The sequence below is a fragment of the Streptomyces sp. NPDC050759 genome (assembly GCF_044456945.1).
GTDB lineage: Bacteria > Actinomycetota > Actinomycetes > Streptomycetales > Streptomycetaceae > Streptomyces.
Genome location: NZ_JBITGI010000007.1, coordinates 293,767 through 306,565, shown reverse-complemented (window position 1 = coordinate 306,565; position 12,799 = coordinate 293,767). Strand labels below are relative to the sequence as shown.

At 71.6% G+C, this 12,799-nt stretch carries 14 protein-coding genes; 7 read left to right on the top strand and 7 right to left on the bottom strand.

Features of this window, described 5'->3' with window-relative positions:
- Positions 1–38 precede the first annotated feature (38 nt).
- From ACIBJB_RS22790 to ACIBJB_RS22780, 3 genes are read left to right on the top strand one after another with little or no spacing between them, the layout of a single operon-like run.
- Entirely contained in the window at positions 39–812 is a 774-nt protein-coding gene (locus tag ACIBJB_RS22790; RefSeq protein WP_398932921.1) for an SDR family oxidoreductase, read from the top strand.
- Positions 809–2,476 carry a class I adenylate-forming enzyme family protein gene (locus ACIBJB_RS22785; protein WP_398932920.1) on the top strand — a complete coding sequence of 556 codons (1,668 nt, stop codon included), beginning with the start codon at positions 809–811 and terminating at the stop codon, positions 2,474–2,476. Before ACIBJB_RS22790 ends, ACIBJB_RS22785 begins: the two co-directional genes overlap by 4 nt.
- Positions 2,477–2,502: 26 nt before the next feature.
- Positions 2,503–3,096 (top strand): TetR/AcrR family transcriptional regulator, encoded by a 594-nt coding sequence (locus ACIBJB_RS22780; protein ID WP_069761261.1) that lies wholly within the window; start codon positions 2,503–2,505, stop codon positions 3,094–3,096.
- An 8-nt stretch (positions 3,097–3,104) separates the two neighbouring features.
- Here ACIBJB_RS22780 and ACIBJB_RS22775 read toward each other — a convergent pair whose 3' ends face one another.
- The 7 genes from ACIBJB_RS22775 to ACIBJB_RS22745 all read right to left on the bottom strand — a co-directional run bounded on the left by ACIBJB_RS22775 (position 3,105) and on the right by ACIBJB_RS22745 (position 8,232).
- Entirely contained in the window at positions 3,105–4,319 is a 1,215-nt protein-coding gene (locus ACIBJB_RS22775; protein WP_398932919.1) for an acyl-CoA dehydrogenase family protein, read from the bottom strand.
- A gap of 2 nt (positions 4,320–4,321) precedes the next feature.
- Positions 4,322–5,356, bottom strand: a complete 1,035-nt coding sequence (locus ACIBJB_RS22770; RefSeq protein WP_398932918.1) for a phosphotransferase family protein — start codon at positions 5,354–5,356, stop codon at positions 4,322–4,324.
- A 156-nt stretch (positions 5,357–5,512) separates the two neighbouring features.
- Entirely contained in the window at positions 5,513–5,809 is a 297-nt protein-coding gene (locus ACIBJB_RS22765; RefSeq protein ID WP_398932917.1) for a hypothetical protein, read from the bottom strand.
- 138 nt (positions 5,810–5,947) lie between these two features.
- Positions 5,948–6,283, bottom strand: a complete 336-nt coding sequence (locus tag ACIBJB_RS22760) for a DUF202 domain-containing protein (RefSeq protein WP_398932916.1) — start codon at positions 6,281–6,283, stop codon at positions 5,948–5,950.
- Positions 6,280–6,672, bottom strand: a complete 393-nt coding sequence (locus ACIBJB_RS22755; protein WP_398932914.1) for a YidH family protein — start codon at positions 6,670–6,672, stop codon at positions 6,280–6,282. Before ACIBJB_RS22755 ends, ACIBJB_RS22760 begins: the two co-directional genes overlap by 4 nt.
- Positions 6,673–6,721: 49 nt before the next feature.
- A complete protein-coding gene (locus ACIBJB_RS22750; RefSeq protein WP_398932913.1) occupies positions 6,722–7,237 on the bottom strand; it encodes an NUDIX hydrolase in 516 nt (171 codons plus the stop codon).
- A gap of 101 nt (positions 7,238–7,338) precedes the next feature.
- Positions 7,339–8,232 (bottom strand): DMT family transporter, encoded by an 894-nt coding sequence (locus ACIBJB_RS22745; RefSeq protein ID WP_398932912.1) that lies wholly within the window; start codon positions 8,230–8,232, stop codon positions 7,339–7,341.
- Positions 8,233–8,704: 472 nt separating this feature from the next.
- Between ACIBJB_RS22745 and ACIBJB_RS22740 the strand changes: the two genes are divergently transcribed.
- The 4 genes from ACIBJB_RS22740 (at position 8,705) to ACIBJB_RS22725 (ending at position 12,662) form a co-directional block, all read left to right on the top strand.
- Positions 8,705–9,655, top strand: a complete 951-nt coding sequence (locus ACIBJB_RS22740; protein WP_398932911.1) for a hypothetical protein — start codon at positions 8,705–8,707, stop codon at positions 9,653–9,655.
- Positions 9,656–9,682: 27 nt separating this feature from the next.
- The gene (locus ACIBJB_RS22735) at positions 9,683–11,215 is read left to right on the top strand and encodes an APC family permease (protein ID WP_398932910.1); all 1,533 of its coding nucleotides are present in this window, start codon (positions 9,683–9,685) and stop codon (positions 11,213–11,215) included.
- 114 nt (positions 11,216–11,329) lie between these two features.
- Positions 11,330–12,058, top strand: a complete 729-nt coding sequence (locus tag ACIBJB_RS22730) for a molybdopterin-dependent oxidoreductase (protein ID WP_398932909.1) — start codon at positions 11,330–11,332, stop codon at positions 12,056–12,058.
- Positions 12,042–12,662, top strand: a complete 621-nt coding sequence (locus ACIBJB_RS22725; protein WP_398932908.1) for a cytochrome b/b6 domain-containing protein — start codon at positions 12,042–12,044, stop codon at positions 12,660–12,662. The genes ACIBJB_RS22730 and ACIBJB_RS22725 overlap by 17 nt, the downstream gene beginning before the upstream one ends.
- The last annotated feature ends 137 nt before the right edge of the window (positions 12,663–12,799 follow it).

Genomic DNA, 12,799 nt, shown 5'->3' with positions numbered 1-12,799 from the left:
GTCTGGGCCTGCAGTCGAGCCGGAGTCGAAGGAGACCGATGGTGGGAGCCCTGCAGGGTGCCGGAGTGGTTGTGACCGGGGCGGGAGGTGGCATCGGGGCCGCGCTCGCGCGGCGGTTCGCTGCCGAGGGGGCTCGGGTCGTTGTCAATGACCTCGACGCCGGGCGCGCGAAGGCCGTGGCCGAGGAGATCGGCGGCATCGCCGTCGCCGGGGACGCCTCCGCCGTCGTCTCCGACGCCCTCGACGCGCTCGGCGGCAACGTCGACGTCTACTGCGCCAACGCCGGCGTCGCCTTCGAAGGGGGGAACGTCGACTCTCCGCTCGACGAACACGTCTGGACGACCTCCTGGGACGTGAACGTCATGGCCCACGTGCGGGCCGCCCACGCGCTGCTTCCGGGGTGGCTGGAGCGAGGCAGCGGGCGGTTCGTGTCGACCGTTTCCGCCGCGGGGCTGCTGACCATGATCGGGGCCGCTCCCTACGCCGTCACCAAGCACGGGGCGTACGCCTTCGCCGAGTACCTGTCGCTGACGTACCGGCACCGGGGGATCAAGGTGCACGCGATCTGTCCGCAAGGCGTGCGGACCGACATGCTCGCGGCCACCGGGACCGCGGGGGACCTGGTGCTCCAGCCGACCGCCGTCGAACCGGAGGACGTGGCCGAGGCGCTGTTCCGGGGGATCGAGGAGGACCGGTTCCTGATCCTGCCGCACCCGGAGGTCGCCGAGTACTACCGGACGCGGGCCGCCGAGCCCGATCGCTGGCTGGCCGGCATGAACCACCTCCAGCGCAAGTGGGAGGAGGTCCGGTGAGCGAGTCCCGGTACGCCGCCAAGCCCTGGCTGGGTCTGCTCAGCGAGGCCCAACGCGGGCCGATCGAGCCCGACGACTCACTTGTGGACGCCCTGCGACGGGCCGTCGCCGAGGCGCCCGAGCGCCCCTTCCTCGCCTACTTCGACGGGCGGCTCGGCTACCGCGAGGTCGACGAGCTGAGCGACTCCGTCGCCGGGCACCTCGCCGCTCGCGGTCTGGAACGCGGCGACCGGGTGGCGATCCTGCTCCAGAACTCGCCCCTGTTCGTGCTCGCGCTGCTCGGTGCCTGGAAGGCGGGCGCGGTCGTCGTGCCCGTCAACCCCATGTACAAGTCGGGGGAGGTCGGCCATGTCCTGCGGGACGGCGAGGTGGCCGCGCTGATCTGCTCCGACCGGGCCTGGGAGTCGTATCTGCGCGAGACGGCAGCAGACTCGCCGGTGCGGATCGTGCTGACCGGGTGCGAGCTGGACTTCCAGACCCGCGGGGACGCGCGCGTGCTCACCTTCGAGCGGCTGCCGCAGGCCGAGGACGCCGACGACCTGGTCGCCGTCGCCCGGGCCGGGCACAAGGCACCCGAAGCACGGGACGCCGCGCCTTCCGACATCGCGCTGATCAGCTACACCTCGGGGACCAGTGGCACGCCCAAGGGCGCCACCAACACCCACGGCAACATCATGTACAACGCCGAGCGGCAGCGGACCGGGCTCGGGCTGCCCGAGGCGCCCGTGTACTTCGCGCTGGCGCCCCTGTTCCACATCACCGGGATGGTCTGCCAGCTCGGGGCGTGTCTGAACAGCGTGGGCACGCTCGTGCTGGCGTACCGCTTCGAGGCGGGCGTCGTCCTGGAGGCATTCGCCGAGCACCGGCCGCACTACACGGTCGGCCCGTCGACCGCCTTCATGGCCCTGGCCGCCCATCCGGACGTCACCCGCGAGCACTTCTCGTCGTTCGTCAACATCTCCTCGGGCGGGGCCCCGCTGCCGCCCGCCCTGGTGGAGAAGTTCCGGGCCAGCTTCGGGCCGTACATCCGCAACGGCTACGGGCTGACCGAGTGCTCCGCGCCCTGTGCCTCCGTGCCGCCGGAGCGGGAGGCGCCCGTCGACCCGGTGTCCGGGACGCTCGCCGTGGGCGTGCCGGGGCCCGAGACGGTCGTACGGATCGTCGACGACAGCGGCGCCGAGGTGCCCTTCGGCGAGCAGGGCGAGATCGTCGTGCGCGGGCCGCAGGTGGTGCCCGGGTACTGGCGGCGGCCGGAGGCGACCGCCGAGACCTTCCCGGACGGCGAGCTGCGCACGGGTGACATCGGGTTCATGGACCCCGAGGGCTGGCTGTACGTCGTGGACCGCAAGAAGGACATGATCAACGCGTCCGGCTTCAAGGTGTGGCCGCGCGAGGTCGAGGACGTGCTGTACACGCACCCGGCGGTGCGCGAGGCGGCCGTCGTCGGCGTGCCCGACGGGTACCGCGGGGAGACCGTCAAGGCGTACATCAGCCTCCGTCCGGGTGCGGAAACCGACCCCGATGCGCTGGCCGCGTACTGCAAGGAGAGACTGGCGGCCTACAAATACCCGCGGCAGGTGGAGATCCTGCCCGACTTGCCGAAGACGGCCAGTGGGAAGATCCTCCGGCGGGAACTCCGTTCCCCACCGCACAACAGCGAATGACCTCTCGGAAGGCAGGTGGCGGCACAGTGCCCAGGACGACGGACGGAGACGGTACGCCCGTCCCGCAGCGGCTGCTGGCCGCCGCCACCCGGCTCTTCGCCGAGCAGGGCTACGACCGCACCTCCGTGCAGGAGATCGTCGAGGCGGCCGGCGTCACCAAGGGGGCGCTGTACCACTACTTCGGCTCCAAGGACGACCTGCTGCACGAGGTGTACGCGCGCGTGCTGCGCGTCCAGCAGGAGCGCCTCGACGTGCTCGCGAACGCCGACGAGCCGATCGAGAAGCGGCTGCGGGCAGCGGCCGCCGACGTCGTCGTCACCACGATCGAGAACCTCGACGACGCGATGATCTTCTTCCGCTCCATGCACCACCTGAGCCCCGAGAAGAACAAGCAGGTACGCGCCGAGCGGCGGAAGTACCACGAGCGCTTCCGCGCGCTCGTCGAGGAGGGCCAGGAAGCGGGCGTCTTCTCGAAGGCGACCCCGGCCGATCTCGTCGTGGACTACCACTTCGGATCCGTCCACCACCTGTCGACCTGGTACCGCCCGGACGGCCCGATGGGCCCGCAGGAGGTCGCCGACCACCTGGCCGACCTCCTCCTGCGGGCCCTGCGGCCGTAGAGCGCCTCCTAGAGGTACTTCTTCAGCTCCCGTCGCGCGAGCGAGCGCTGGTGCACCTCGTCCGGGCCGTCCGCGATCATCAGGGTGCGGGCACCGGCGTACAGCTCGGCCAGCGGGAAGTCCTGGCTGACTCCGCCCGCGCCGTGCAGCTGGATCGCCCGGTCGATGATGTCGACGACCGCGCGGGGCGTGGCGATCTTGATGGACTGGATCTCGGTGTGGGCGCCCCGGTTGCCGACCGTGTCCATCAGCCAGGCCGTCTTCAGGACCAGCAGGCGGAGCTGTTCGACGGTGACGCGCGCGTCGGCGATCCAGTTGTGGACCACGCCCTGCTGGGCCAGCGCCTTGCCGAAGGCGTCGCGGGAGACCGCGCGGCGGCACATCAGCTCGATCGCCCGCTCGGCCATGCCGATGAGCCGCATGCAGTGGTGGATCCGGCCGGGGCCGAGGCGGGCCTGGGCGATGGCGAAGCCGCCGCCCTCCTCGCCGATGAGGTTCGAGGCCGGTACGCGCGCGTGGTCGAAGATCACCTCGGCGTGGCCGCCGTGGTAGTGGTCCTCGTAGCCGAAGACCCGCATCGCCCGACTGACCGTGACGCCGGGGGTGTCCCGGGGGACCAGGATCATGGACTGCTGGCGGCGGATGTCCGCGCCGTCCGGGTCGGTCTTGCCCATCACGATGAAGATCTTGCAGTCCGGGTTCATCGCCCCGGAGATGTACCACTTGCGGCCCGTGACGACGTACCCGTCGCCGTCCCGTTCGATGTGGGTGGTGATGTTCGTGGCGTCGGAGGACGCGACCTCCGGCTCGGTCATCGCGAACGCCGAGCGGATCTCACCGGCCAGCAGCGGCTCCAGCCACTGCTTCTTCTGCTGCTCGTCGCCGAACTGGCTCAGCACCTCCATGTTCCCCGTGTCGGGCGCGGCGCAGTTCAGCGCGGTGGGCGCGAGCTGCGGGGAGCGGCCGGTGATCTCGGCGAGCGGGGCGTACTGGAGGTTGGTGAGGCCGGCGCCGTACTCGGCGTCGGGCAGGAAGAGGTTCCACAGGCCCTGCCTGCGCGCCTCGGCCTTGAGCTCCTCGACCACGGCCGGGGTGTCCCACGGCGAGGCCAGCCGGTCGCGCTGCTCCTCCGCGACGGCCTCGGCGGGGTAGACGTACTCGTCCATGAAGGCGAGCAGCTTGGCGCGCAGCTCCTCGGTGCGCGCGTCGAACGCGAAGTCCATGATCAGCCTTCCTGGATGCCGTCGTGAAGCGTGGTCAGACCGTGCTGGATGAAGACCGGGACGAGGTCGCCGATGCGGTCGAAACCGCGGCCGACCGTCTGGCCCAGGGTGTAGCGGTAGTGGATGCCCTCCAGGATCACGGCGAGCTTGAACCAGGCGAACGCCGTGTACCAGGACACCGCGGAGACGTCCCGCCCCGAGCGCTCGGCGTACCGCGCGACCAGTTCGGCCGGATCCGGGTGGCCCGGGGCCTCGGCGGTGGTGGAGACGGGGGAGTCGGGCATGCCCAGCGGCATGCTGTACATGACCAGCAGGCCGAGGTCGGTGAGCGGGTCGCCGAGGGTCGACATCTCCCAGTCGAGGATCGCCTTGATCTCGTCGTCGTCGCCCATCAGGACGTTGTCGAGGCGGTAGTCGCCGTGGACGACCGTGGCCGCGGGGGACTGCGGCAGACGGCGGCCGAGGGTCGCGTGCAGCTCGTCGATGCCGGCGAGGTCGCGGTTGCGGGAGGCGTCCAGCTGCTTGCCCCAGCGGCGCAGCTGGCGGTCCAGGAAGCCCTCGGGGCGGCCGAAGTCCGCGAGGCCCACCTCGGCGGGGTCCACCGCGTGCAGGTCGACGAGGGTGTCGACGAGGGACAGCACGGCGTCGCGGGTGCGCTCGGGCCCGAGGGGGGCGAGCTGGTCGGCGGTGCGGTACGGGGTGCCCTCGACGAACTCCATGACGTAGAAGGGCGATCCGAGCACGTCCTCGTCCTCGCACAGGAGGACAGGGTTGGGCACCGGCACATCCGTGGGATGCAGGGCGCTGATGACCCGGTGTTCGCGCTTCATGTCGTGCGCGGTGGCCAGGACATGGCCCAGCGGGGGCCGTCGTACGACCCACTTCGACGTGCCGTCCGACACCGCGTAGGTGAGATTCGACCGTCCGCCCTCGATCAGCCGGCCGGTCAGGGGGCCGTGCACCAGGCCGGGCCGCTCGCGGTCGAGAAGGCCGCGCAGCCGGTCGAGATCGAGTCCTGGTGGATGATCGGGGCTCATCTGTGCTCCTTACGCGCGCGTGAACGGTCCCGACCATCATGCCGACTGGTCGGTATGTCGTCCAGAGGGGGAGGGGAACGTGATCCGGACCACGATAGGCCGACAGCTCCCCGCGCGGTGCGTCGGGGAGCTGTCGGCGGTGCCTGTTCGGTCGGGTCAGTGGTCGTCCCAGTGGCCCTCGTGGGCGGCGTGCCGGTGGCCGTCGTGGACGTAGTCGACATGGTCGCCGTGCAGGACGCTCTCGTGTCCGCAGTCCTGGCCGTGCCGGTGCTCGTGACCGTCGTGCGAGACATGTCCGCCGGCTTCGCACTCGTCCCAGTGGCCCTCGTGCTCGCGGTGCAGATGTCCGTCGTGCGCGTAGTCGACGTGGTCCTCGTGCGGCACCTCGGTGTGTCCGCAGTCCGGGCCGTGGATGTGCGCGTGGGAGGCGTGTTCGTGGTGGAGGGTGGTCATGGTGCTCACCTTCGAAGCGACGGGCGATGACGTCGGACAGGCTGTCATGCGAAAGGTGCGTATGCGGATATTCAGGTCTGCGTGGCGTGCGGGTACCCCATAGGGTGCGGCAAGGGCGGCTGAGGGGCGCCGAGCCGCTCAGAACACCAGCGCCGCCCCGCACACCGCCATCGCCACCGTGCACAGGACCGCGGCCGTGGCGTGTCGCGGGGTGAGGGCCGCTGGTGTGTCCGAGGAGGTCAGGGTGCGGATGCGGTGGTGGGCGAGGGAGAGGAAGCCCAGCCAGAGGGCGCAGCACAGGGCGCAGGCGAGGGGTGTGGCGGGGGACGGGCCGCCGTGCAGGGCCGTCTTCACGGCGAGTACCGCGGAGACGGTGCCCGAGAGGGTCGTACGGCGCCAGGCGAGCCGGGTGCGCTCGGGCTGGAGCCCCGGGTCCCGCTCCGCGGCGGCACCCCCGGCGGCGGCCTCGCTCATCCCTCCCACCCGACGAGCACCACGAAGACCATGGCCACGGCCACCACCGCGACCACCAGGCTCAGCAGCGCCGGGAACCGGGACACCGGCAGATCCTCGCCCCGCCGCATCGCCCGCTCGCACCGCATCCAGTGGTTGACCGCCCGCAACGAGCACAGCACGCCCGCCGCGAGCAGCGCGAGTGCCAGGCCCACCCGCCAGCCCCAGCGCAGATCCGGCAGGAACTGGTCCACGGCGAAGCCGCCGCCGATCAGTGCGAGCGCGGTGCGCAGCCAGGCCAGGAAGGTGCGTTCATTGGCCAGCGAGAACCGGTAGTCGGGGGTACGGCCCTCCTGCCGGACCTCCTCGGGGGCGAACCAGACGCGGACGTTCCGTGCGAAATCGATCACGTGCACGAGCCTATCGGCCCGGTTCCCGAACGACGTGGTCCGGGCCCGTTCACCCCATCGACCGGTACGCCTTGAGCCGCTCGTAGGCGGCCAGCCCGTCCGGCACCCACTCCCAGTCCCGAAGGCGCAGCTCCACCTCGTCCTCCGGCAGGAAGTCGTGCCAGGCGACCTCCTCGACCTGGGGGCTGACCGGGAGCTCGCAGCGGACCTCGTAGACCGCGGACCACCAGGTCCGGCCGGCCCCGTCGTCGTACAGGAACTTGAAGAGGAACTCAGGGCGGGGCAGCCCGCTCACGCCGAGCTCCTCCTCGGCCTCGCGCAGGGCCGCGTCGTCGTAGGACTCGCCCGCGCCGACCACTCCACCGACGAACATGTCGTAGAGCGACGGGAAGACCAGCTTGGTCGGGGTGCGGCGATGGACGAAGAGGCGGCCCTCGGCGTCCCTGGCCTGGATGAAGACACAGCGGTGGCGCAGGCCCGCGGCGTAGGCCGCGCCGCGTGGGGACTGGGCGACGACGTTGTCGTTCTCGTCGACGATGTCGAGGATCTCGTCAGCAGCGCTCATGCGTCCATCCAAGCAGGAGCGCTCATGCGTCCATCCGAGCAGCAACGCTCGTGCCCCATCCGAGCAGCAACGCTCGTGCCGTCCGTCCCGGCGGGTGCGCGTCAGCTCGGCTGGAGGTCGCGCGCGGGTTCCGAGCGGGCGGCCCCGCGCGGCATCGCGGGGTGCATCCCCAGCAGCACGATGCCCGCGACGACGGCCGCGAGCCCCAGCGCCTCCCAGGTCAGCGCGCCGGTGTCGGTGCGCAGCCGGTCGCCCAGGAAGCCCACCCCGCACACGATCCCGGCGAGCGGCTGGGCCGCGGTCAGCGCGGGCAGCGACATCCGCAGGTCCGCCGTCTCGAACGCGCTCTGCACCAGGACGAGCCCGGTGACCCCGAGGACCAGCACGGCGTACGGCTGCCAGCCGGTCAGCAGCTCGGTGAGGCCGCCCTCGGAGAAGCGCTGGCCGCTGACCCGGGTGAGGGCGTCCTGGACGCCGTACAGCAGGCCGGCGGCCAGGGCCAGCAGGACCGGGCCCGAGCTGAGGCGGGAGCGTTTGGCGTAGGTCGTCAGCAGCAGGGCGAGGCTGGTCATGGCGCCGATGATCAGCCAGTGGCGGAAGGGGTCGGTGACCGCCGTACCGCCGCGTGGCTCACCCGCCACGATGAACGCGGTCACCCCGCCCGCGAGCAGCGCGAGCCCCGCCCAGCCCTGGCGGCCCAGCGGCTGCTTCGACTGCTTGCGGGACAGGGCCAGGGCGAAGAGGAGGTTCGTGGCGAGGAGGGGTTCGACCAGGGAGACCTCGCCGTGGCCCAGCGCGATCGCGCCGAGGACCATGCCGGCCACCATCAGGCCGATGCCGCCGAGCCAGCGCGGCACCTTCACGAGGTCGAGCAGCAGCCGGGGCGAGAGGAAGTCGCTCAGCGGGGCCTGACGGGCCGCGTTCTGCTGCAGCACAAAGCCGAAGCCCAGGCAGCAGGCAGCACTCACGGCGAGAATCAGAACCAGAACCGACACGCTGCGTACCTCGATCGTCCGGCCGGGCGGCGGGGTGGTTGTCGCCGACTGTAGCGTCCCAGCGTCCGGCTTGCTCCTGGGAGTACCCGTATTCGGGTTGTCGACTCGGCCGCCGCGCCGTCTCGGCTAGCGGGGCTTCCCGTCATGGTGCGGTGCGAGGAAGCGCGGCGCCATGGCGTACGCCACAGACGCGGGGCCTCCACCCGGTCCCACCAGCACCGCTTCGTCACAACTTCCTCTCAGGTATGGAGAGTTGACGCGTGTAATGCGCTGTCGGCCCTTGACGCAAACCATTGGCGGGCGGTTGGCTGTCCGTGATCAGTCGATGGCGGTGCGAATCGGCCCGCCGACCTGCCCACATCGACGGTCGGCCTGTCCGCATCCGCTCAGGCACCCCTTGTGCCCCACCCCGTTCGTCCGACCCTTCCGCCCCACCCGTCACGCGCCATGTTCCGTGAGGAAAACCCACACGGTGTCCCCGCCCCCACCGCCCTTCGGCCGTAGTCGAAAACGCGCCGCCCAGGCCTTCGACGCGGCCCTCGACGACGCCGAACTCATCGACGCACGCGCCGCGTTGGCGCAGGGCAGATGGCAGGCGGCCCGGGCGCTGCTCGCCCGGACGGGTGACGAGTGGGACCGGCGCGGCCACCGGATCACGGTTCTCGCGGCCGAGCCGTACAGCGACGCCTGGGCCAGGGACTGGCTGGTGGCCGAGCCGGACTCCGGCGACGCCGCCGTACTGCTCGCCCTCGCCCTGGTCCAGCGGGTGCGGCGGGGCAAGGGCAAGCCCGCCGCCGCCCGCGAGGCCTGCCGGACCGCCGCCCGCCGTCTGCCCGCCGACCCCACCCCCTGGCTCGGCCTGCTCCTGCTGGAGCGCGACCTCGGGGCGGCGGACGAGGTGGCCGACGTCTTCGGCGAGATCCGGCAGCGGCACCCCGACCACCACCACGCCCACCATCTGATGGTCGCCCGGCTCGCCGAGCGCCGGGCCGAGGCGGGCCCCGACCCGCTGCACGAGGTCTACGACTTCGCCAACTGGGCCGCCGAGCAGGCCCCCGCCGACTCACCGCTCGCGATCCTGCCGGTCATCGCGCACGCCGAGCGCTACCGGGCCCTGGCCGTCGCCGGGCACGAGCCGCGCGACCCGGCCGCCTCCGGCCACTGGACCGGACGCCGGGCCCGGCAGGTGATGAAGGCGGCCTTCGACTGGTGGCTGGAATGGGAGCACGAGGGCCACCCCCGCCGCCTGGTCGACCTCAACTTCCTCGCCCACGCGAAGGTCTGCGAGGGCCGCGGCGCCGAGGCCGCCGCCCTCTTCCACCGCATCGGCGAACGCCCCACCCCGGCCCCCTGGTCCTATCCGGACCACGAGCCGTACTCCGCCTTCCGTGCCGCCCGCGACAGCGCGCTCGGCACGGTGTAGCACCCCCGAACCCCGAAGGACGGTCCCATGGCCACCGAGAGTTCCCGCAAGAGCAGACCGGACATCAGCACGTTCAAGGGACAGGACCGCGCGCTGCGCGCCGGCCGCCTCGGCACCGGAGGACTGCTGCTGTCCGTCCTCGCCGCGACCGCCCCCCTCATGGTGGTCGCGGGTGTCATGCCCACTACATTCGCGGTGATGGGGATCGTCGGCCAGCCCCTCCTCTACGTCGTCCTCGGCGTGGTCCTCGTCCTGTTCAGCGTCGGCTACGCCGAGATGAGCCGGCACGTCCACAACGCGGGCGCCTTCTACGCCTACATCTCCCGCGGCCTCGGCGGCACGGCCGGGGCGAGCGCGGCCCTCGTCGCCCTGGTCGCCTACAACGCCCTCCAGGTCGGCATCTACGGCATCTTCGGCTTCGAGGTCTCCGGGCTGTTCGCGACCTACGCCGACCTGTCGGTGGCCTGGTGGATACCGGCGCTGGTGGCCGCCCTGGTCGTCGGCGCGCTGGGCTGGCTGAAGATCGACGTCAACGCGCGCGTGCTCGGCGTCCTGCTCGTCGTCGAGGTCGCCCTGGTCGTCATCTTCGACATCGCCGCGGTCGCCGACCCCGCGGCCCAGGGCCTGTCCCTGCACGCCTTCAACCCGGACACCCTCAGCGGCGCCGGCGTCGGCACCGCCCTGTGCTTCTGCATCGCCGCCTTCCTCGGCTTCGAGCAGGCGCCCGTGTACGCCGAGGAGACCAGCCGCCCGCACATCCTGGTGCCGCGCGTGATGTTCCTGGCCGTCGGTGGCGTCGCCGTCTTCTTCGCGCTCAGCAGCTGGGCCCTCACCGTCGCCACCGGGCCCTCCGCGGTCGTCGCCGAGTCGCAGAAGCAGAGCGCGGGACTGCTCTTCGGCCTCACCGAGTCCCGCCTCGGCGGCACGTTCACCGACGTCCTGCACGTGCTGTTCGTGACCGGCATGTTCGCGGCCATGCTCAGCTTCCACAACGTGGTCGCCCGCTACGCCTTCGCGATGGGCCGCGAGGGCCTGCTGCCCGCCGCCTTCGGCCGCACAAACAGTGCCAGCGGCGCGCCCGGCACCGGCTCGCTGCTGCAGACCGCCGTGTCCGTGGTGGTCGTGGTCGTCTTCGCGATCGCCGACGACAAGCCCACCGGCGACCCGACCGTGCCGGTCCTGCACCTGTTCACCTGGTTCGGCAACATCGGCTCCCTCGGCGTGATCCTGCTGATGGCGGCCGCTTCCGCCTCCGTGATCGCCTTCTTCGTCCGGCGCGGCGCGGCGGGCGCCCAGGCCTGGCGGCTGGTCACCTCGGCCCTCGCCGGGATCGCCCTGCTGGTGATCGCCGTCTACACGGTGAAGGACTTCGACGTCCTGGTCGGCGCGGGCCCGGGGTCCTCGCTGAGCTGGGTGCTGCCCGGCATCATCGGGCTCGCCGTAGTGGTGGGCCTGGCGCAGGGACTGCTCCTGCGGGCCCGCAGGCCCGAGGCGCACGCCCGGATCGGTCTCGGCAACGAGGCGTTCCAGCTGGAGAAGGCGGCGGGCGAGGTCTCGTAGTTCCCGCCGGCGAGCCGGATGCTCACTGAGATCCGGGTGAGAAGTGGTTACGGAAGTCTGACGAGCACCCGCGATCCCTGGTCCCGCAGGGCTCGCGGGTGTTCGAATGAGGAGGTGAACTCCGAACAGCCCGAGGAGCAGCGCGGCACGCCGATCGGCCGCCGTGTCCTCCTCGGCACCCTCGGCCTGGGCGCGCTCGGCGTGGTCGCCGCGCCCACCCTGCAACGCGGCCTGGAGGCCTTCCTCGGCAGTGCCGCCGACAAGGACCCCACCGGGCTGACGGGACTGCTCCCCAACGGCGGCGGCTTCCGCTACTACTCGGTGACCTCGTCCGTGCCGCACAAGAACGCCGAGAACTACCAGCTCAAGATCGACGGACTGGTCTCGAGCCCGCGGACGTACACCCTGGCCGACCTGCGGGCGATGCCCCAGACCAGGATGGTCAAGGACGTGCAGTGCGTGACGGGCTGGCGGGTCCCGGACACGCCGTTCGAAGGCGTACGGCTGTCCGCGCTGCTGGACGCCGCCGGAGTGACCGCCAAGGCGGGCGCCGTCCGCTTCAGCTGCTTCGACGGGGCGTACACCGAGAGCCTCACCCTCGACCAGGCCCGCCGCTCGGACGTCCTGGTGGCCCTGCGCATGCAGGACAAGGACATCGGCCACTCCCATGGCGGCCCGGTCCGCCTCTACGTGGCCCCCATGTACTTCTACAAGTCGGCCAAGTGGCTGTCCGGCATCACCGTCACCGAGGACGTGGAGCCGGGTTACTGGGAGGACCGGGGCTACGACGTGGACGCCTGGGTGGGCCGATCGAACGGGCGGGACGATGACCCTACGAGTTGACGCCCCACCGCAGGCACCTGTCCGGCGTTTCGGGCGCAGCCAGAAGTGGGTCCACCGCGCGACCGCCGCACTGATGGGCGTCTGCGTGGTCACGGCGGCCTGCCTCTACGTCCCCCAGCTCGCCGAACTCGTCGGCCGCCGTGAGCTGGTGGTCCGCGTCCATGAGTGGGCGGGCCTGGCCCTGCCGGTACCGGTCCTGGTGGGCCTGGTCTCCCGCGCCTTCCGCGCCGACCTGGGCTTCCTGAACCGCTTCGGCCCGCACGACCGGGTCTGGCTGCGTGCCGCGATGCACCGCGACAAGCGCCGGGCGTCCCGTCCCGCGGGCAAGTTCAACGCGGGGCAGAAGGTCTACGCCGCCTGGATCGCGGGCGCGAGCCTGGTCATGCTCGGCACGGGCCTGCTGATGTGGTTCACCCACCTCACCCCGATCCAGTGGCGCACCAGCGCGACCTTCGTCCACGACTGGCTGGCCCTGTCGATCGGCATCGTCCTCGCGGGCCACATCGGCATGGCACTGGGCGACCCGGAGGCGAGGAGGGGACTCAGGACCGGGGACGTGAGCCGCGAGTGGGCGGAACGCGAACACCCCCTGTGGCGGCCTTAGGGCCTGTCCGGCGGATCATGCCGACGTCGCGGGGTCTGGCACGCACATCTGCGGCGTTGTCGTCACTCGCCGACGCTCCGCGTCGACTCCCTCCTCCGCCTTGCAGCTGCACGCACCAGACCCCGCTCACCGGCACT